Raw genomic sequence first — 20,203 nt, 5'->3', positions numbered from 1 at the left:
GTGATCTCCTGATCAGGCATTGGTCGGTGAGGTGCGCCAGCGCGAGAGCCGGCGTTCCAGCGCGACGAGGGCGAAGTTGAAACCGAGACCGATCAGCGAGATCGCGACGATCCCCGCGTACATCTGCGGAATCTGGAAGTTCTGCTGTGCGGCGGTGATGAGATAGCCCAAACCGGCTCGCGCGCCGATCATCTCGGCGGCGATGAGGACCAGGATCGAGCCCGCCGCGGCCATCCGGATGCCGGTGAAGATGGACGGGATCGCCGCGGGCAGAATCACCTTCTGGAACAACCGCAGTGGCGAGAAGCCCAGTGAGACCGCCGATTTCACGAGCAGCGGGTCGACGGTGCGCACGCCGGTGATGGTGTTGAGCAGGATCGGGAAGAACGTGGCGTAGCCGATCAGCGCGATCTTCGAGGTCTCGCCGATGCCGAGGATCAGCACGAACACCGGCAGCAGCGCGAGCGCGGCGGTGTTGCGGAACAGTTCGAGCACCGGATTGAGGAAATCCGATACCGGCTTGTACCAGGCGATGGCGATGCCGACCGGGACGGCGATCACCAGGGCGAAGGAGAAGCCGGTGACCGAGCGGGTGAGGCTCGCCGAGGTGTGTTCGGCCAGCTGGCCGTTGCCCGCCAACTCGAAGAAGGCCTGCACCACCGTGGAGAACGGCGGGAGGAATACCTCGTCGACCAGGCCGAACCGGGGCGCCAACTCCCACGCCCCGAGCAGCAATGCGAAGGCGAGCAGTGGTTTGGCGATGCGGAGCACCGCGCTGCCCGCCGAGCCCGCCGCCCGGGTGAGCGTGGAGCGGGCAGCGGCTGCCGCGATGGGGGTAACCGGCGATGCGGCCGGTTCGGCGGCGGCGACTTCGACGGGACGGACGAGCAGGGGGACGGCGCTAGACATGGGCGGGACTCCTGTCGGTGGACGCGACCGCCGCGGCGGCCGTGCTGTCGTCGGCGGCGAGTTCGAGGCGCTGGGCCCGGCTCACCTCGCTTTGCAGTTCCGTCCAGATCCGATGGCGGTAGTCGCGGAACTGTTCGCTGGAGCGGACATCGATTTCGCCGCTGCGGTCGATGTCGATATCGATCACGGCCTTCACCCGGCCGGGACGCGAGGTGAGTACCGCGACGCGCTGGCCCAGGTACACCGCCTCGTCGATGCCGTGGGTGATGAACAGGATCGTCTTGCCGGTCGTGCGCCAGATCCGCAGCAGTTCGTCCTGCAGCGACTCTCTGGTCTGCGCGTCGAGCGCGGCGAATGGTTCATCCATCAGCAGCACTTCCGGATCGAAGGCCAGGCTGCGCGCAATCGCCACTCGTTGCTTCATGCCGCCGGACAATTCGTGCGGATACCGGTCACCGAAGCCGGCCAGGCCGACCAGTTCCAGGTAGTGCTCGGCGATCGCCTTGCGTTCCTTGCGAGCGATGCCCTTGGCTTCGAGGCCGAACTGGATGTTGGCGCGGGCGGTGCGCCACGGCAGCAGCGCGTACTGCTGGAACACCACACCGCGGTCGAGGCCGGGACCGGTGATCGGGGCTCCGTCCAGGAGGATCTGGCCGGAGCTGGGCTTGCTCAGCCCGCCGAGCAGATCGAGCAGCGTGGATTTGCCGGAGCCGCTGGGCCCGACCAGGACGAGGAATTCGCCTGCTTCGACCTCGATGGAGATGTCGTCGATCGCGGTGAACTTCTCGTCGGTGCCGCGCACGGCGAACTGTTTGCCCACCGATCGCAACGCGAGTTTGGCTGGGGTGCCGGTCATTTCGCGGCCACCACCTCTCCGGTCGGGCCGCTCGTCGGCTGGTAGGTGCCGTTGGCGTAGGGGTTGTCCTTGTTGGTGAACAGGTCCTTGGCGGTGATCTTGCCCTTGGGCAGTTCGCCGTTGCGCTCGAGCCAGTCGATCCAGATCTGGATCTCCTTGTCCGCGATCACCGCTCCGGGCACCGGCAGGCCGGGGCTGCGCCAGTAGTCGAGCAGCTTGAGGTTCTCGTTGCGGCCACGCTTGTTGATGATCTCGGTGAACTTGGCGACGACCTGATCACGCGGGGTGAGCTGCAGCCAGCGGGTGGCACGCGCGGTGCCCTGCACGAAGTCCTTGACGGCCTCGGGATTCTGCGCGATGTAGTCCTTGCGGAAAACGTAGGTGCCGTAATCGAACTCGCCGAAAATGTCCTTGTCGGTGAACAGTGGGTGCAGGCCGCCGCGCTCGACGGCGGTCTCCCGGAATACGCTGCCGAGCGCGCCGACGTCGATCTGACCGCTGCGCAGCGCCTCCTCGGTGTTGACCGGCGGCACCACGATCAGCTGGACCTGCTTGATCTCGGCCTCGCTCAGGCCCTGCTGGTGCAGCCATTCGCGGGTGACGAACTCGTGGTGCGCGCCGAGGGTGTTGACGCCGACCTTCTTGCCGATCAGGTCACGGGCGTTGGTGATGCCGGCGTTGTCGCGCACGAAGTAGCCGGTGAACGACTTGGCATCGGAGCCGTAGGAGCTGAGCACAGCCTGCACCGGCGCGCCGCCCGCGGCGAGCTTGACCACCGCGCCGTTGAACGCGCTACCGAATTCGACCTGCTTGGTGGCGGCCGCCTGGATGTTGGCCGGGCCACTGGTGGTGTCGCCCTCCCACTGAAAGCTGATCTTGGTGAAGTAGCCCAGGTTGTCGGCGAGCTCGTACGGTGTGACCTGTCCGGTCTGTCCCTGGTAGCGCAGTACGGTCTTGCCGTCGGCGGTCGTCACCGCATCGGTACCGCCGCATGCGGTGACGACCGCGAGAACGGCGGGTGCGACGAGCGCGGCGGCGAGCGCACGCAGCGGACGTCGTCGGAAGGTATTGGACAACATGGTTCGCGAATTCTTTCTACGGCGTGGGAGGACCACGCGACGGGCCACCAGGGGCGCACGCCGCGACGATCCGCACACGAAGGGCGGATCAACGGGTATGAGAGAAAGTGGAGATCGGCGACGGAGGAATGCCGCCGCTGTTTCAGCTGCGACAGAATCCGGGGGACAGGCGCATCAAGTCCACCGTACGACGGCGGACGAGCGCGGGGGATTCGATCATGATGAGACTTTCGTGAGCGGGATCGGCGTAGGGGACGCCGCCTGTATTCAATAGTGCGTCAACAGATAACGGCTCGGCAATACTGTTTCCACATCGTGAAAATCATGGTGCGTCGAATCCCTCACCTGCGGCCGCGGTATGGAAATACGGACCGATACGTACCGCGATCTGGTGCATGGCGGGCAGTACGGCACGAACGAGATCGCGATCCAGACGTACCGCGCGCGCCTGCACACCGATCGCACCCCACACCTGCCGATCCGGACCGTGGACCGGGACGGCGATCGCGCGGATCGGTTCGTCGCTGTCGATCTCCTCGATGGCGAACCCACGTCGGCGAATGGTGTCGAAGAGTTCGCCGTTGCCGCGGTCGAGTCCCACCGAGGCATGCGCGAGCAGCGCGTGACCGACCGCGCTGGTGCTCAACGGTCGCCGCTCCTGCGGAATCTGGTTGTGGCAGAAATGGATCGGTGGCCTGGCCTGGAACACTGTGAGGGCTTCGTCGGCATCGGCGACACTGAGACTGACGGTGATCTTGATGCCGGCGGCCAGCGCGTACAGGTGCGGCGCCGCGTCGTCGAGCCCGAGCCGTGACAGCGCGGGACGGGCCAGGCACGCCAGTCCGTGTCCGATCCGGTAGCGGTCGGTTGCCGGGTCCTGCTCCAGCAGCCTGCCGCGCACCAGCGCCTGCGCCAGCCGGAAGGTGGTGCTCACCGGGAGCCCGGCCCGCTGCGCCAATTCGCTCAGCGACAATTCGGGGTCCCCGCCCTGAAAGCAGTTCAACACGTACACGGCACGGTCGACGGCTTGTGCGCCGGAGCGGGGTGGTTCGGTCGCGGTCATGGCGGCCTCCTGGTCGACGACGTGCCGAGAACTATCGCCACCACGCTGTCCAGGCGCAATGATTCGGCGCACCGGTGCGAGTAATTCACGAGGCGCCGATCGAATCCGGGTGAGAACAAACCTGTCGACGCGGCGCGGTGGCGAGGAATCTGGAATGTGCACGCGCGGCCGAGGGTCCGCGCTGAATTGTGCTCGGAGAAAGCGGTTTCGACCCCGACTATCTGCGACGGCGGTGTGTAGTGCCGCGGTCGCTCGGCGAAACAGGAAGTTCGGACGCATGACCATCGACATCGACCACACCGTGCGCACCGCCACGGTGTTCGATTCCATCGACCAGGCCATCGGGCACACCCCGCTGGTCCGGTTGAACCGGATCACCGACGACATCGCCGCCACGGTGTATGTGAAGCTCGAATATCTCAATCCCGCGGGGAGCGTGAAGGATCGGGCGGCGCTGTTCATGCTCGACGCGGCCGAGGCCGCGGGGGAGTTGCGGCCCGGTGGGGTCGTGGTGGAGGCGACTTCCGGCAACACCGGCATCGGCTTGGCCGCCATCGCGGCGGCGCGCGGCTATCGCACGGTGGTGGTCGTGCCGGACAAGTCGAGCCGCGACAAGATCGCGCTGCTGCGGGCCTATGGCGCCGAGGTGCATGTGACACCCGGCGGCCGTCCGGTCGGGCACCCCGAGCACCTGCGCAGTGTCGCGCTGCGGCTCGCGGAGGAAATCCCGGGTGCCTGGTTCGCGGGCCAGTACGACAACCCGGCCAACCCCACCGCTCATCGTGAAACCACCGGTCCCGAGATCTGGGCGCAGACCGGCGGCGGCGTCACCCACTTTGTCGCGGGCATCGGCACCGGCGGAACCGTCAGTGGCACAGGGGAATTCCTGAAGCAGGTCTCGGGCGGCCGGGTCCAGGTCGTCGGCGTCGATCCCGAGACATCGGTGTACGGCGGCGGTGACGGTCGTGCCTGGTATGTCGAGTCGGTGGGCCACTACCGGCATCCCGACACCGAGCTCGACGAATGGCCGCAGTCCTACCACACCGAGGTGATCGATCGTGTCGAGCGGATCTCCGATGGGGAATCGCTCCGAGTGCTGCACCGGCTGGCCAAGGAGGAAGGCCTGCTGCTCGGTGGTTCCTCCGGCACGTCGATCGCCGCGGCGCTGCGGGTGGCCCGCGCGCTCGGGCCCGAGGACGTGGTGGTGGTGATCGCGCCCGACTCGGGACGCGGATACCTGTCGAAGTACTTCGACGACGGTTGGCTCGGGCAGTACGGATTTCCGTTGCTCGCGGCCCATGGTGAGCTGACGGTCGGTTCGGCGCTCGGTGTGGTCGAGGGAGCCCGGTCGGTCGGGGCGGGTTCGTCGGTGCTCGCCGAGGCGCGGTTGCTCCCGTCGACAACGACCGTGGCGTCGGTCCGCCGAGAACTGGCTTCGCGACGATCTCTTCCGGTCGTCCTCGCCCGGCAGACCGCGGGGCCGGTGGTGGTCGCCGAGGTGCTGGGTACCGCAACGCAGGCGCGCCTCGTCGGCGCTCCGGACGAGGATCCGATCGGCGCGCACCTGGATCCGCCGCCGGCCTTCGCCGGCACCACCGAGCCGGTGGGAGCCGCGGTGACACGGCTCGCCGACTATCACGGTGAGGTGCTGATCGTGCACGAGGGCCGCGTGGTCGGTGGGGTCGACGCTGCTGCGTTCGTCGCCGCACTCGTGCGCGCGGAGGCGTCATGAGACCCATGACACGGGCCGCGCTGGGGGCGCTCGGTGTGTCCGCGGTGGCCTCCGTCCATGGCCGACGCGCGCATCCGGCCGCCGACGCTTCCTCGGCGCAGTGATGGCGACGGTAGCGATGGGCGGCGACCACCCCCGCTGGGGTGGGCGCCGATGGAGGGATCCGGTCGCCGCCTCGACCCCGAATCGGCGGGCGATTCCGCCTTCGGGATCGCGCGACGAACCATGGGAGCGGGAACCGGAATGGGAGAACGCGCTCGCCGCTTCGATGCTCGCTTGGACGGCCTTCCTCGGTGGTTAGTGACTCGCGAGGCGACCGCGGCGCATGCGAGCGCCGGCCCGGCCCAGAGACGGCATGTCAGAACGGTCGCGTCGATCGAGTGGCCCGCGAACGACAACGCACTGCCGAGCCGGTCACGCGGACCGACGGTGGCAGGTCAGGCGTCGGGTTCGTCGTCGGTCGGGGGCGCGGTAGTGGCGCCGGAGACCCGGATGACGCCTGCTTCGAGGTCCAAGTCGAGGTGGGGTTGACCGTTGGAGTCGCCGCTGCCCTCGTTCTGCAGCTTCTTGCCTGGGAAGAGTTCACCGATGATGCCCACGGTGTCCAGGATAGTCGCGATAGCGACCTGGTCGCCGGAGTCGGGCGGGTGGCTACCGCTGCCGGTCTGCCGGGCTCGGTGCGGGAAGGTCGGCTTCGAGCATGGCGACGATGCGATCGAGCAGGGCTTCGAGGCGGGCCTCGATGCCCACGCCGTTGCGTGCCGACACGGTCAGGTCGGTGTGGCCGTCGAACTCGGTCAGCCCGAACAGCAGGGGCATGGCGATGCTGTGCTGGGGCAGGACGAACAGTCCGGTCGGGCGGAAGCCGGGGACGGCGAGTTCGTCGGCGGTGAAGCGGCCCATATGGGAGACGGTGGCCGAGGCGAGGTTTCGGCCGAGGCGGGCGCCGAGCCAGTTCGTGGTGCGCAGCACGCCGCGGTTGATCGGGTCGGGGACCAGGGTGATGCGGGTGCTGGCCAGCTGATTCAGCTCGCGCCGTTCGTGCAAACCGGCCTTGATCTGGTCTTTGATCGAGATCCAGTCGCGTCCGGGCTCGATATCGAGGAACAGCGGTAGCGCGAGGTTGGCGGTGGAGCGCAGCGCCGGGTCGTGGCGACGGAGATCCACGGGCATCATGATGCGCGAGGTGCCGGCAGTCTCGGCGGCCAGCAGGGCACAGACGCGGGCCAACGCGCCGGAACCAGCGGCCGCGATCCGGCGATGACGCAGCAGATGCGGCGCGAGATCGCGGCGCTGCCGGCCTCGGCCGACGGCGGTGCGGTAGCGCGGAACCATCGGAGTCGGCCTGCCGGGAGCGCCGATTCTCGCGACGAGTTCCTGGTCGGCGATCGGATCGGGCTGGGGAACTGGGTCTTCACCGCGTAGTGCGCGCAGCACATTCGTCACCCACGCCACCATGCCGATGCCGTCCATCACGCCGTGGAAGACGCGGAAGATCAGCGTGGTCGGCGCGCCGGCGAGCAGCAGCACCTCGACGGTGGCATCAGGGGTCGGTCCGATCGCGCCCGTGAGGACCGGATCGGTCTCGAGGGCGGGGTAGCTCAGCCGGTGGTCGAGAACGCGCACGGCCGGGGCGATGTCACTGTCGACCCACTCGTTGCCGCGCCGCCGCAGTCGCGCACCGGGGGTGGCCGCCGCGGCGGTGGTTACCGCTGTGCGCAATGCATCCGGGTCGATGTTGCCCTCACCGGGAACCACCAGTTGCATGAGGAAGGGCGGGGCCAGCTCGCGCATGGGGAAATACATCCGCTCGGTGGTCGTCACCGGACGACGGAAAACCTTGCTGCCGTTCATGATTGCCTCCTGGGGCGTCGTCGGTGCCGCGCGGGCCGTGCCGAAGGTGTCGTGGCGGGTGTGACGGTGGCCGCGAACTATCGAAGGTTCTCGGCGAGCACCTCGATGCCGCCCTGCTCGTCGAGCCACGCCAGGAATCCGGCCAGACCGGTCTCGCGATCCACCACAGGCACGTAGCCGAGATCGCGGCGAGCCGCACCGGTGTCGTAGGTGGCGGTGCGTGTCATCAGCGCGACGGCGTAGCGCGACAGCGGAGGCGACCAGCGATCGGCCACCGCCGGTATCCGCCAGATCGTTTCGATGGTCGCGACGACGGCGGCGAGCACCCGCGGGTTGGGCCGGCGCGCCGGGGCCTGGAAGCCCAGTCGCGTGGCGACTTCACCGAGGAACCCCCAGACATCGGTCTTCTCGGCATCGGCGATGAAATACGCCTTGCCGCCCACCGTGTCCGAGCGCACCGCCAGGAGGCAGGCGTGCACGATATTGTCCACGTGGCACAGCGAGGCCTCGACGGTGCGACCGTAGGACAGGTCCGGCAGCGAGCCCGCGGCGGTGCGATCGAGCAATCGAACGATCGGCCCCGATCGGTCTCCGGCGCCCCAGATCGCTCGCGGTCGCAGCGCCACGGTCGTGAATTCCGCTGTGTCCGCGGCGAGTACGGCGCGTTCGGCCGCGGCCTTGGTTTCGGAGTAGTGATTGAGGTAGCGGCTCGGATACGGCAGCGACTCGTCGACGTCGACTTGATCGCCGCCGTCTCGCTCCATCAGGGCACTCGGACTCGAGATGAAAACGAACCGGCCTGCGCCGCCGCGCCGCGCCGCATCCAGGAGCAGCTCGGTGGCCCGCACGTTCTCGGTCCAGAAGCGGTCCCTGGTGCCGCGTTCGTCGACCCGCGCGGCGCTGTGGATCACCGCGTCCATGCCGCTGGTGGCCCGGCTCAGCGACGCCGCGTCGGCCAGGTCCCCGTAGACGAGTGTGACGTGCTCCACGGCTGGACCGAGATCGTCGAGAATACTGCTGCGCCGCACCAGGATCGAGACATCGTGGGAGCCCTGCGCGACCAGCGCCCGCACGATGGCGCCGCCGAGGAATCCGGACGCGCCGGTGACCAGGATCTTCATCGTCGCGAGTCCAGTTTCTTCGTGGCCCAGCGGGCGAGTTGTTCGCGGCCGATCTTGGCGTTGTGCCGGATATCGACCGGGAAGCGCGGATGTACGAGGAATTCGGCGATCGGAGCGAGAGTGTCGAATTCGGTGGCGCGCGTCCGCAATCGCGTGAGTGCGGCCACCGCGTCCGCGCCGGGTTCGAGCTCCACGCACAGGACCGGACGCTGGGCGCCGGGAGCGCCGACACCGACCAGCGCCGTGCGCGTAACTCCGGCGACCGCGTTGAAGACCTGTTCGATCTGCACGGTGAACATCGGACCACGCGCGGTCGTGATCCGTTGACTCTTGCGCCCGCAGAACCAGATCCGGCCCTGCTCGTCGAGCCATCCCAGATCACCGGTGCGGTGCCAGATCTGCTCGCCATCGCTGATCTTGCCCGCGGTGTTGGCCTGCGCGGGCCAGTAGTAGCGCGTACTCACATTCGGGCCCGCGACCACGATCTCGCCGACCTCGCGTGCGCCGAGTTCTTCGGTGTCGTCCCAGGTCGCGACGGGGTCATCGGTGATGGCGAGCAGCCGGACACGCACTCGATCGGTGGGCAGGCCGATGCAGGTGCCCTCGCCGCTCTTGGCGCGCTCGACCAGACCGGCGAGCAATTCCCGCGATTCGATCGTCGACATGGGCAGCGCCTCGGTCGAGCCGTATCCGGCGTAGATCTCGACATCGGGGCGCAAGACCTCGCGCAACCCTGCGACGCACCAGTGCGGAACTGGTGCGCCACCGGAGAAGATGCTGGCCAGCGACGGTAGGTCGACCGGATGCGCGCGCAACCGTTCCAGCAGCGGGATGAGGACCGCGGGCGAGGCGAACATCGTGCGCACGCCGAAACGCCCGATCGCGTCGACCACGTGCGCCGGATCGGTCGAGCCGACCTTGCTCGGAATCAGCGGTGGCAACACACACCGCGACCCGAGCAGCAGATCGAGGACGCCCACCAGCGGCAGTGTCACCAGGGAAGTGCCAGGTGGCGTGTGCCCACGGGCGGCGTGCACCTGCTCCACCATCGCCGCGAGATTGCCGTGCGTCAGCTCGACGGCTTTGGCGGGACCGGTACTGCCCGTGGTGAATCCGATGATCAGCAACTCGTCCGGATCGGCGGGCACCCGCTCGGGCGGCGCACCGGACGGGGTGCGAGTCCACGAATCCAGCGTCGGCCCACCCCAGAACCAGCGGCGCCCCACGGTGAGCGTGGTGCGCACACCCCGGAAACTGCGCGGGAACAGCACCCGCAGGGCATGCGCCTGCGGGATCCCGATGAACGCCTGCGCTTCGACCGCGCGCAGACAGTGCACCATGCGGCGCACACCCATGCCCGGATCGATGACGACCGGAACGGCGCCGATCTTCAACAGCGCGAACAGGATCGCGTACAGCTCCGGGCTCGGCAGCACGAGCACGATCGTGCGGGTGCCGCTGCCCACCCCGGAATCGGTGAGATGTTCGGCGATGGCGTCGGACCAGCGATCGAGGTCGCGATAGGTGATGTCGCGGTAGTCGGGTAGCCCGTCGGCGGTCGTGCCGCCGGGATAGATGACCGCCTCGCGGTCGGGCTCCTCGCGGGCGAGCGTGCGGAAGCGGTCGATCGTGGCCCAGTAGGTCGCCGTCGTCACGCGGTGGTCTCCGCGGGGAGCCGGTACAGCGTCGCGGCGGCGGACGGGCCCGCGCCCGCGGCGACGAACAGCACGTGGGTGTAGCCGGCGAGCGTACCCTCGGCGCTCGCGCGGGCGTAGGCCAGCGGCAGTGCGGCGGTGTGCGGGTCGCCGTCGGACAGGTCGGGCACCCGTACCGCGTCCTGGTCGATGCCGAGCGCCTCGGCCAGGCGCCCGGGAAAGCGCGGGCTCGGAGTGGAGGCGATCAACGCGACGAAGGCGCCCTCGAAGTCGGCGAGCGCGGAGTGCGCGACCTCGGTGGCCACCGCGAGGATGCGGTCCTCGAAGTCGGGTTCGCGTTCGATCGTCATCAGCGTTCGCCCGACGGTGCCCATGGCGGCCGTGTCGACGTAGGCCTGTCCCGCGGCAGTGCCGGGTGCGGTCGCGGTGTACACCGGGCCGAAGCCCTCGGGGTCGTCGACCTGCTCGAGCAGCAGCGCGGCACCCGAGGTGGCGTAAGGGAAGTCGGCGTCGGCGCTCGACCGGGTCATCGACGGGTGCGTGTCGCCCGCGACGATCAGAACGTGCTCGGTGCTGCCCGTCGCCAAGACCGAGCCCGCCACCTGTACGGCGTTGACGACGCCGACCGCGCCGTTCATCAGGTCGAAGGAGAAGGTCCGCGGATCGGTCCTGGTGTAGTCGAGCCCGATACCCGCCGCCTTCTGGATCAGCGCGGCCACCGCCGGTTCCACGGTGTTCGAGTCGCGGAACACGCCGGTATTGATCAGCACGCCGACCTGGTCGGGGCGGACGCCGGCCTGCTCCAGACATTGTGCGGCGGCCCGCCCGCTGTGGGTGACGACGCTGTGGGTGTCGGTCGACCTGCTCGTGCCCGTGGCTCGGATGCGAATGCCCATTGTTGACCTCAGACCTTCAGGGAGGAGATGGTGGCGGACAGGAATCCCGCGACGACACCGGACGCGGCGGGCACCATGAGCAGTTTCGATCCCGCCGCGATGTTGTCGTCGGCGAGCTGATCGTGCAGAACGATGAAATGTGATGTGGTCGAAGTATTTCCGTACTTCTCGATCACATTGAGGTCCGGCGGCATCTCGGCGCCGAACTCACGCGCGGCGACCGCGTTGATGTAGGGCACTGCGGCAGCACCGAACTGGTGATGGATGATGTAGTCGAACTGCTCGCCGGCGAAGTCGCGGCCCTGCTGTTCGAGGAAACTGCCCTGGGCGTCGGGCCAGAGCAGGAACCGCGCTTCGTTGTGCATCTTGCGGTTGTCGGTGTAGAGCGCGACGCCCGACGACTTGTCGCTGGGCATACCGAGGCACAGGTGTGAATGTTCTGCGGCGGTGAGCAATTCGATGTAGTGGATCTTGTCGGCGTCGTCGACCGCGCGGTCCAGCACGACCGCGCACCCGGAGTCGCCCACCGACAGCGAGGCGAACTGCAGATCGTATTTCTCGGTGATCTCGTTCACCGCGGTCTCGGCGATGGGGGTGATCGCCTCACCGCTGACCACCATGCCGTTGCGCACCACGCCCGAGCGGATCATCCGGTCCAGAATGTAGGTGCCGGTGAGCATTCCGGCACAGGCGTTGGAGACGTCGAAGGTGATGGCGCGTTCGGCGCCGAGGGTCTTGGCGATCGTCGACGCGAACGAGGGCTCCATGTACATGCGGGTGCCGTCGTTGCTGCGGGTGATCGAACACGAGATGATCACGTCCAGCTCGCCCGGCGCGTAGCTCGACCGCGACAGGCAGTCGCGCGCGGCGTTCACGGCGAGGGTGAACGAGTCCTCGACCGACTCCGGGCGGGTGTCGCGCACACGGCGTTCTTTCACGCCGGTGATGCGCTCCAGATCGAACGACGGCGGCGTTTTCAACCGGGAGATCAATTCGGTGGTGGACAAGATGTTCGACGGAAGATATGCCCCGATGGATTCGAAACGCGATTGTGACACGTGAGCTCCCGGATGCGGTCGAAAGAATGGTTTACCGGACGAATCTCGAGCGCCGGTGGACTCGAACCATACCGGTCATCGGCCGGCATCGGGTGCAGTGATCCAGCGCACTGGCCGGTCCGAGATCGTTTGTGCGACACGGTGTTGCGGAAACTTCGGCAATCCACTCGAGTCTCACAGATCACCTGGACCAGGGCGTTTGTGTGGCTGTGGGCAATGGTACGGCTATCGGGCCGATCCGCCTCGCCGCGGTGATGTGGTCCTGCAGAACGGTGCTCGCGCAGTGAGTCACTTCACGATTGTTTACACCGTCGAATAAATTGCGAGCCGGGCGGGTTTGTTTTCGGAGTACAAGTGGTCTCGCGAATTTTGTCGGCGAGAACTAGCCGCCCAGGCCCACGACGCGGGCCAGCCGCCGATGTGATTCCAGACGCGCCGCTCGATCGAAAGTGCTGGTGTGGACCAGGATTTCATCGGCCTCGGTGCGGTTCACCAGCTTTTCCAATGCTTCGGCCACCTGATCCTCGGTGCCGTGGATCTGGTGGCCCAGCGCCTGCTCGAACAGGTGGCGCTGGCGGTCGGTCATCGTCGCCGGGTCGATCTCCTCGGGTGGGATCAGTGCGGGAAACTCGCCGTGCGTGCGCGAGTAGGCGCTCGACCAGGCCTCCGGGAGCAGCAGTCGGTGCGCCTGCTCGGTCGAGTCGGCGATCATCGCCGTCGCGGAGACGACGACATACGGGCGGGAGACTCGAGCAGAGGGCTGGAACAGGGTGCGGTACCGCTCGATCGCGTCAACCATCGCCTGCGTGCCCGCGATCGGGGCGATCACCAGGGGCAGCCCGAATCGTGCGGCGCGCTCGGCCCCGGAGCCGGTGGCGAGCAGGAACGCCGGGACGTCCGCGCCCTCCGCGGAGCGGACGTGCACACCCTGCCTGCCCACCGCGAAGTAGTCCAGAACCTCGGTGAGGCGTGCGTCGATATCGTCGGCGTCGTCGAGGCCGTGGCCGAGCGCGCGGCGGACGCCGTCGGTGAATCCGACCGAACGCCCGAGGCCCATGTCGATTCGTCCGGGGAACAGCGACCCGAGCACGCCGAACTGCTCGGCGACCACGAGTGGCTGATGATTGGGCAGCATCACCCCACCGGTGCCGACGCGGATGCGCGTGGTGGCCGCCGCGACCGCCGCCGCCAGCACGGTCGGCGCGGTTCCGGCGACACCGGGAACGCTGTGATGCTCGGCGACCCAGAACCGGTGGTAGCCCCACTGCTCGGCGAGGACCGCGAACGCGACCGTCTCGCGCAGGGCATCGGCGTGGTCCTGCCCGCGCCGCACGCGTGAGCGGTCCAGGATCGAGAAGCGAACCGATTCGAGTGCCATATCAGTAGTCAACGTCGCAGACACGCGGTGATTCCGTGGCGGTGACACGCGCGGGTGATCTTCGCAGGTTTGGACCGGTACCAACCCTGGACCAACCTTTCGCAACGATAGTTGCCCCGAGCACGATCACCGGCGAGAAAACTGCGAGGAGCGCACTATGGTTCGACATCCCAACGGCCGCAAGGTAGATCATCGCCACCGTGCGGTCGAGGCCAGCGATGATGCGCTGCGTGTGCTGCGGCTGCTGCTCGAGATGCACGGCCCGGTGGTGCTGTACCTCGCGCCCGACACCGACGGGTACACGCCGGTCTGTGTGCGGCTGCGGGACTTCCGGCCCGCGCCCGGCGATGTCCTCGCCGGGCAGACGGCGTGGCACACCCAACTGTGGATGGCCGACCGGTTCCACGTCGGGTTCGACGACCTCGATGTCAGCATCGAGGTACGCAACCGTCCGCAGCCGGGCTCCGCCTCACTCGAGACGGCATGCGGATTCCGGTTCGCGCTGCGGATCGACAAGGCAGAGGCGGCCGTCGACTTCGTCGAGGAAGCCTCCTAGCCCGTCACCAGAACCGCGGCGTCAGTCCCCAGTCCGCGAATTCGGCGGCCAGTAGCTCGCGCAGTGCCGCGCGGGTGGGGAAACGATCGGGGTCGCCGCCGGTCACCACGAGTGTCACCGTGTCGTCATCGCAGGAGAACGCGAGATTGACACCGACCTCTACCTGGCGGAACAACTCGACCGGACCGGGATTGACCACCGGGCGCATGATCACATCGCGTGCGCGGTGTGATCCGAGGACCGCGATGTTCTGCGCGGTGCGACCCATGTTGGTGCACAGGCATTCCGGCGCCTTGGCGGTGCGCGCGAATTTGTGCAGCACCACCTTGGGCAACAGCATCTGCACCGGTTGCAGGTGCTGGATGGGTGGGATGGTCGCCGGATCGCGATAGGCCAGGCCCGCCGCCTTGAGCGCGGCGCGGATCGCGGGCAGATCGGCGCGTTCGCCCGCCCGGTAGCCGACGCTGATCGGCAGCCCGGTGGTGGCGTTGGCGCGTGGGTCGTCGGCCTCGCGCATCGAATGCGGAATGTCGACGCGCACCTCGGCGCCGTCGGCGACGCGGCCACTGCGACCGAGCAGCCCGACCGCGACACCGATCAGCAGGCCGTTGGTGGTGCCGCCGTGCGCGGTGGCCACGGCGTCCCATTCGGCGAGATCGAGCTGAACGATGGCCTCGGCCGCCTGCCAGGTGTCGGCATGGGGCAGCCGCGGCGCCGCCGGGCGCGGATTGCGGGCGGGTTCGCTGACACCGCGGGCGCGGCGTGCCGCCCGGACGCCACGGGCGACGGCACCGAGTTGGCTACGCGCATCGGCGAGATCGGCGGCGAAGCGGCCCGCGCCCGCGACCGGACCGACGAGCCTGCCCGCGCTGGTGCGGCGGTCGGGTGTCTCGCCGCGGTTGAGCCGGTCCAGGGAATCGACGATCGCGTGCATCATGGCGCCGCCGTCGCACGCCACGTGCGAGGCGACCAAGGTGACCACGGTGCCACCGGATGCGAGCGGCGCACCCGCGAGCTGCCACACGAGCCCGCGCTCGGGGTCGAACTCGACGGCGGCCTGCTCGAGGAACCAGTCGAGGACCCGCTCCTCGGGAATCGGGGTGTCCGACCAGCGCAGCGGCAGTGATTCGGTGGCGGGCTCCCAGTGCGCACGCGCGATCGGGAAGCGCGTGGTGCGGACCCGGCGCGCGATGAACCCGGTCGCCAGGTGCGCGTGCCAGTCGGCGAGCAGATCCCGGCTCAACGCGCTGTCGAAGCGGTACGCCAGCTGGTTGACCAGGGCGTTCGGGTAGAGGCTGTGCAGTTTGAAGAACAGATCGTCGTCGGCGGTGATCCGGTTGAGGTCGGTGGACACCGCGACAGCGGGGGCGATGACAGTCATCGAATGGCTCCTTAGCGGGAACGGAGAGTGCGCACGGTCAGCGGCGCGAAAACAGCGACCACGACCACCGAGGCGACCAGCGACCACCAGGCATCGGCGCCGACGGTGCCCTCCGCGGCGAGGGTGCGTACGGCAGAGACCAGGTAGGACACCGGATTCAGGTCCGAGACGTGCCGCATCCAGCTCGGCATCGATTCCTCGGGGACCAGCGCATTGGAGGCGAAGCCGAGAAAGGTGAGCACCAGCATGGACATGCCCTGCACGGCGGCGGGGCGGGCGATGGTGGCACCGATGAACGCGAACAACCAGCTGATGGCGGTGGTGGCGAACACGACCAGCACCGCGCCCGCCAGGAATCCGGCGGTGTGCGCGGGGTGGTAGCCCATGCAGAAGCCGACGATCACCACAGTGGTCGCGGCGATCAGGTAGCGCACGGCCCCGGCCAGCAATGCCCCGGCAACCGGGGCGGACCGGGCGATCGGCATGGCGACGAAACGGTCGAAGACACCGGAGTGGATGTCCTCGGACAATTGCACGCCGGTGGCGACCGAGGAGGTGAGCACGATCTGGACCAGCACGCCGGGGATCATGATCGGCAGATACGCCGCCATGCTGCCGGCGATGGCGGTGCCGAAGATGCTGCCGAACAGCACCGGACCGACGATCGGCAGCAGAATGGCGTCGTAGAGCAGCTGCGGGCTGTGCCGGAAGGTGAGCAGTCCGCGCCAGGCCATCATCAGCGAATGCCGCAGGGCGGCAAGCGGACCGACACGGGTCACGCGCGGCGCGCGCACCACCTGGAGCGGCTTGTCGACCGTGTGGGTCATGGTGGTCCTCGAACTTTCGCGAAGGGTGCTCATGCCGCGTCCACGGTGCGCGCGTGCCCGGTCAGCGACAGGAACACCTCGTTGAGATCGGGCCGGTCCACTGCGAAACCTCGCAGGGTGATGCCCTCGGCGCGGCAGGCGGCGACGATATCGGCGCCGCGCGTGACGTCGTGCAGTGCCACGGTCAACGTCCCCGTCGACGACCCTTCCGGGACGTCGCCGGTGATCTCCTGGATCAGCGCCTCGGCCCGGCGCAGGTCGGCGGTGTCGGGGATGTCCAGGCGCAGCACCTGCTCACCGATCGAGGACTTGAGTTCGGCGGGAGTGCCGTCGGCGACGAGCGTGCCACGGTCGATGACCGCGATCCGGTCGGCGAGTGCGTCGGCCTCCTCCAGATACTGGGTGGTGAGCAACACGGTGGCCCCGCGGGCGACCAGTCCGCGCACGATGCCCCACATGCGGTCGCGGGTGTGCGGGTCGAGGCCGGTGGTCGGCTCGTCGAGGAAGATCAGCGGTGGCACCGTGATCAGCGTCGCGGCCAGATCGAGTCGACGTCGCATGCCGCCGGAGAACGCGCTGACGCTGCGGCGCGCGACGGCCGACAGCTCGAATTCCTCGAGAAGTTGCTCGGCCCGGTCGGCGGCAGCGCGCCGCGACAGGCCGAGCAGCCGTCCGAACAATCGCAAATTCTCACCGGCGGTGAGGGTTTCGTCGACGGAGGCGTACTGGCCGGTGAGCCCGATCATCGAGCGCACCGCGGTCGCCTCGCGCACCACGTCGTAGCCGAATACCTCGGCGCTGCCCCGGTCGGGTCGCAGCAATGTGGCGAGCATGCGGACGGTGGTGGTCTTGCCCGCGCCGTTGGGACCGAGCATCGCGAAGACCGATCCGGCCGCGATGCTGAGGTCGACGCTGCCGACGGCGGTGAAGTCGCCGTAGGACTTACCGAGACCGCGGGTGCGGACGGCGATATCGGTGCTCACTGCGGCCTCCCGGCGTGGATGGACAAACTACTCGGGAACGGCAGGGGGACAAGGGATTCCACCTCGTCGGCAGCGCGTGCCACCCCGGTGCCGGCGAACCGGCCGGCGTACGCGGCCGCTCGCGAGACCACGTCCGGGTCCGCGACGCGATCGAGCAGGGCGGTGAGCCCGTCCTCGGTGAGCTCGGCGGCACGCACGGTACCCGCCATCTCGAGCCGTTCCAGTGCCCGGCCCCAATAGGGCTGATCGGCCTGGATCGCGCAGATCACCTGCGGGACACCGGCTCTCAGTGCGGCGGCGGTGGTGCCCGCGCCGCCGTGGTGTACCGCGGCGATACAGCGCGCGAACACCGACGCGTGATCGACCTGCTCGACGACGGCCATCTCGGGCGACAGGACAGGTGCGATGCCCGCCCACCCCGCGGCCAGCAGCAGCCTGCGACCACGACGGGCGCAGACCGCGCGCAACATCGCCACCAGCGCGGCCGGGTCGTCGACCGCCATCGAGCCGAAGCCGACATAGATCGGCGCCGAACCGGCGTCGAGCCACGCGGTCAGCGCGGGATCGGCCGCAGCGCTGAGGAATCCGTCGGCATCGACGGCGAAGCCGGTCACCGGGTGTCGATCCGGCAGCTCGGCGGCCAGCCCGGGAAACAGGTCGACGTCATAGGCCTGGATCGACACCCGATCGGGCAGTTGATGTTCGACGATCCCGAACTCCGACAGCGGCTGTTCCAGCGCGGCGTCGCGTGCCCAGCGCAGCGCCGACCAGATCCGCCGGTTGAGCGCCTTCGGAATACGGGCGCCCCACGCGGTGGGGACCACGGGGACCGATCGATTCGGATGGATCGGAAAGAAGTGCACCGCGGCCAGCGGCAACCCGACGCGTCGCGCGGCCTTCTCGGCCGCCTCCTCGCCCGCCATCCCGGTCACGAGCACATCGTGACCGGGGGCGAGCACGAGCAGATCGCGCACCGCTTCGACGACTCCGCGCCGTTGCAGATCCAGCACCGCGCGCACCCGCTGTCGCGGATTCGGGCTGCGAAAGCGGTGATCGTCGTGCTGGGTGCGCAGCAGTTCGGCGCTGTCGCGGCCGAAACCGACGGCGGCGACGCCGTGCGCGGTGGCGAAGTCGACGAGATTGGGCGAGAGTGCGAGCGTCACCGAGTGCCCGCGAGCCAGTAGCTCGCGAGCGAGAAGAATGCCGGGCTGGGCGTCGCCCCGGCTCCCGGTGAAGGCCAGCAGTGCACGCATTCTCAGCCCGCGCTCAGCGCTGCCGCGGCATCGGTGACCGGTGCGGGAGCGGGCGCCACCATGGTCACCGCGTACATGGCCCTGGCGAACTCGGCGAGGAAGCGTTCCATGACCTCGCCGGGCAGGCCCGCGGGGTGGCGGGTGGAGACATAGAGCCCGTCGGGGCCGCGCACGACCCAGAAGTACACCTCGTCGGTGGAGTACGACACCGCCCGCAGGGTGCGTCCGCGCAGGTCGGCGACCAATTCGTAATCCGGAAGCATGCGGATGTCGAGGAAGGACGCGCCGTAGGTCGGACCTTCCACGGCGCCGACCATCGCCAGGGAACGGCCCCAGGACGCGTCGTTGCAGAGGTGGGCGCGCTTGAGCGAGGCGCGGGTGGCCTCCAGTGCGACGGTCATGTCCGCGCCCGGCGGCAGCGTCACGTCGACCGGGACGACATTGACGAACCAGCCCATCGACTCGAGCCAGGTGAGGTCGGGCCTGGTCGCGATCGGCATCACGGTGCGGAACCGGTCGTCGCCGAAGGTTTCCCGAGAGGCCATCGCCAGGGCGGCGAACACGGTCACCGACAGCCGGTGCTTGAGCCGATCGAGCGCCGCCTCGACCTCCTCGAGCTGTTCGATGCTGAGCAGGGTGCGCGAGACGCTGGGCTGGGCGTGTTCACCGTCGAGGACGGCGACCTGATCCGCGGCGAAGCGGGGCATGGGCGAGCCCGGCGTGCCGAGGAACTCGCGCCACACCGCGACGGCGGGGGAGTCGGGATCGAGTTCCTCAGCGGCGGCGCGCTCGATGACGGCGTAGTCGGCCGGGCTGCCGAAGGTGGCCGAGTCGCGGATCTCGCCGCCGGTGGTGACCGCGGTGTAGAGGGTGCGCAGCTCGAGGATGAGGACGGCCTGGGAGTAGGCGTCTAGCACCGAGTGGTCGGCGCCGACCAGGACGGTGAAGTCGTCGGTGTCGTGGGCCACCGTGGCCACCAGCAGATGCGGCCACACCAGTGCCGACAGGCGCAATTCCAATGCGTCGCAGAGGTATTCGTTGATCTCGCCGCCGTCGGAGAGATCGGCGACCGGGGCGCCGGTGACTCGAACGGTGCCGGGCGCGGTGGTCACACGGTGGTAGCCGCCGTCGCCGGTGGGGGCGACGGTGGTGCGGAAGCCCTCGTGGCGGTCGTGCCACAGCCGCAGGGTCGTGGCCCAGGCGTCGGCGTCGAGTGGGGCGTCCATCTCGAAGATCGTGCCGATCCAGCGGCCGCGGCCGGGGCGGGCGTCTTCGGGGTCGAGGAACCCGAGGTACTGCTCGTGGACGCTGGCGAGGGGGCGTTCGTCGTCGCGCCAGGCGTCGGGGGAGGTGAGCTCGGGGGTCCAGATCACCAGGTCGCCGGAGCGGATCCGGAATTCGGAGAGATGGGTGTATTCCATGGCGGGTCACCTCATGGGGAGTGCAAGCCGAGAACGGCGCGACGGGGATTCGGTGATCGCGGGCGCGTCACCGGATGTTGCTCTGGATCCCGCACCGGACGTAGCTGGCGAACCCTGGGCTATTCGGAGTCTATAACTCTGAGAGTTTTCTGAAATATTACTTCTTCACAACTGGGCAGTG

The 20,203-nt window shown here is 68.6% G+C and carries 18 protein-coding genes; 2 read left to right on the top strand and 16 right to left on the bottom strand.

Going from position 1 to position 20,203, the window contains the following annotated elements; all coding sequences use genetic code 11:
* Positions 1-12: 12 nt before the first annotated feature.
* From ACWGCN_RS11320 to ACWGCN_RS11305, 4 genes are all read right to left on the bottom strand, one after another.
* Positions 13-909: an ABC transporter permease gene (locus ACWGCN_RS11320; protein WP_452457672.1), complete on the bottom strand. Its 897-nt coding sequence runs from the start codon at positions 907-909 to the stop codon at positions 13-15.
* Positions 902-1,765 (bottom strand): ABC transporter ATP-binding protein, encoded by an 864-nt coding sequence (locus tag ACWGCN_RS11315; RefSeq protein ID WP_452457671.1) that lies wholly within the window; start codon positions 1,763-1,765, stop codon positions 902-904. The genes ACWGCN_RS11320 and ACWGCN_RS11315 overlap by 8 nt, the downstream gene beginning before the upstream one ends.
* Positions 1,762-2,844, bottom strand: coding sequence for an ABC transporter substrate-binding protein (locus tag ACWGCN_RS11310; RefSeq protein ID WP_452451414.1), 1,083 nt, complete (start codon positions 2,842-2,844; stop codon positions 1,762-1,764). The genes ACWGCN_RS11315 and ACWGCN_RS11310 overlap by 4 nt, the downstream gene beginning before the upstream one ends.
* Positions 2,845-3,166: 322 nt before the next feature.
* Positions 3,167-3,907 (bottom strand): IclR family transcriptional regulator, encoded by a 741-nt coding sequence (locus tag ACWGCN_RS11305; protein ID WP_452457669.1) that lies wholly within the window; start codon positions 3,905-3,907, stop codon positions 3,167-3,169.
* 277 nt (positions 3,908-4,184) lie between these two features.
* Here ACWGCN_RS11305 and ACWGCN_RS11300 point away from each other — a divergent pair, with 277 nt between their 5' ends.
* Positions 4,185-5,639 (top strand): PLP-dependent cysteine synthase family protein, encoded by a 1,455-nt coding sequence (locus ACWGCN_RS11300; RefSeq protein ID WP_452457668.1) that lies wholly within the window; start codon positions 4,185-4,187, stop codon positions 5,637-5,639.
* 437 nt (positions 5,640-6,076) lie between these two features.
* On the opposite strand, the gene ACWGCN_RS11295 is transcribed toward ACWGCN_RS11300, so the two are convergent.
* The 7 genes from ACWGCN_RS11295 to ACWGCN_RS11265 all read right to left on the bottom strand — a co-directional run bounded on the left by ACWGCN_RS11295 (position 6,077) and on the right by ACWGCN_RS11265 (position 13,601).
* Complete coding sequence (locus tag ACWGCN_RS11295; protein ID WP_378631280.1) at positions 6,077-6,238, bottom strand: hypothetical protein; 162 nt, start codon at positions 6,236-6,238, stop codon at positions 6,077-6,079.
* A gap of 52 nt (positions 6,239-6,290) precedes the next feature.
* Entirely contained in the window at positions 6,291-7,493 is a 1,203-nt protein-coding gene (locus tag ACWGCN_RS11290) for a peptide synthetase (RefSeq protein ID WP_452457667.1), read from the bottom strand.
* Positions 7,494-7,570: 77 nt separating this feature from the next.
* Entirely contained in the window at positions 7,571-8,614 is a 1,044-nt protein-coding gene (locus tag ACWGCN_RS11285; RefSeq protein WP_379312617.1) for an NAD-dependent epimerase/dehydratase family protein, read from the bottom strand.
* On the bottom strand, positions 8,611-10,269 hold the full coding sequence (locus ACWGCN_RS11280; protein WP_452457666.1) for a fatty acid CoA ligase family protein: 1,659 nt from the start codon (positions 10,267-10,269) through the stop codon (positions 8,611-8,613). The genes ACWGCN_RS11285 and ACWGCN_RS11280 overlap by 4 nt, the downstream gene beginning before the upstream one ends.
* A complete protein-coding gene (locus ACWGCN_RS11275) occupies positions 10,266-11,165 on the bottom strand; it encodes a hypothetical protein (RefSeq protein ID WP_452457665.1) in 900 nt (299 codons plus the stop codon). Before ACWGCN_RS11275 ends, ACWGCN_RS11280 begins: the two co-directional genes overlap by 4 nt.
* An 8-nt stretch (positions 11,166-11,173) precedes the next feature.
* On the bottom strand, positions 11,174-12,223 hold the full coding sequence (locus tag ACWGCN_RS11270; protein ID WP_378631287.1) for a 3-oxoacyl-ACP synthase III family protein: 1,050 nt from the start codon (positions 12,221-12,223) through the stop codon (positions 11,174-11,176).
* A gap of 382 nt (positions 12,224-12,605) precedes the next feature.
* Positions 12,606-13,601 carry an MsnO8 family LLM class oxidoreductase gene (locus ACWGCN_RS11265; RefSeq protein ID WP_452457664.1) on the bottom strand — a complete coding sequence of 332 codons (996 nt, stop codon included), beginning with the start codon at positions 13,599-13,601 and terminating at the stop codon, positions 12,606-12,608.
* 157 nt (positions 13,602-13,758) lie between these two features.
* Here ACWGCN_RS11265 and ACWGCN_RS11260 point away from each other — a divergent pair, with 157 nt between their 5' ends.
* Complete coding sequence (locus tag ACWGCN_RS11260) at positions 13,759-14,157, top strand: DUF779 domain-containing protein (protein ID WP_378991972.1); 399 nt, start codon at positions 13,759-13,761, stop codon at positions 14,155-14,157.
* Positions 14,158-14,161: 4 nt separating this feature from the next.
* Here the strand turns inward: ACWGCN_RS11260 and ACWGCN_RS11255 are convergent, their stop codons facing one another.
* From ACWGCN_RS11255 to ACWGCN_RS11235, 5 genes are read right to left on the bottom strand one after another with little or no spacing between them, the layout of a single operon-like run.
* Positions 14,162-15,538, bottom strand: a complete 1,377-nt coding sequence (locus tag ACWGCN_RS11255; RefSeq protein WP_452457663.1) for a hypothetical protein — start codon at positions 15,536-15,538, stop codon at positions 14,162-14,164.
* Positions 15,539-15,549: 11 nt separating this feature from the next.
* Positions 15,550-16,365: an ABC transporter permease gene (locus tag ACWGCN_RS11250; protein WP_452457662.1), complete on the bottom strand. Its 816-nt coding sequence runs from the start codon at positions 16,363-16,365 to the stop codon at positions 15,550-15,552.
* A 29-nt stretch (positions 16,366-16,394) separates the two neighbouring features.
* The gene (locus ACWGCN_RS11245) at positions 16,395-17,348 is read right to left on the bottom strand and encodes an ATP-binding cassette domain-containing protein (protein ID WP_378991975.1); all 954 of its coding nucleotides are present in this window, start codon (positions 17,346-17,348) and stop codon (positions 16,395-16,397) included.
* Positions 17,345-18,601, bottom strand: a complete 1,257-nt coding sequence (locus tag ACWGCN_RS11240) for a glycosyltransferase (RefSeq protein ID WP_387444264.1) — start codon at positions 18,599-18,601, stop codon at positions 17,345-17,347. The genes ACWGCN_RS11245 and ACWGCN_RS11240 overlap by 4 nt, the downstream gene beginning before the upstream one ends.
* Positions 18,602-18,603: 2 nt before the next feature.
* Positions 18,604-20,022 carry a condensation domain-containing protein gene (locus tag ACWGCN_RS11235; protein ID WP_452457661.1) on the bottom strand — a complete coding sequence of 473 codons (1,419 nt, stop codon included), beginning with the start codon at positions 20,020-20,022 and terminating at the stop codon, positions 18,604-18,606.
* Positions 20,023-20,203: the final 181 nt, after the last annotated feature.

It is taken from the genome of Nocardia sp. NPDC055050 (assembly GCF_053608345.1).
The sequence above is the reverse complement of the archived record's forward strand: the minus strand, read 5'-3'. Positions and strand labels throughout refer to the sequence as shown.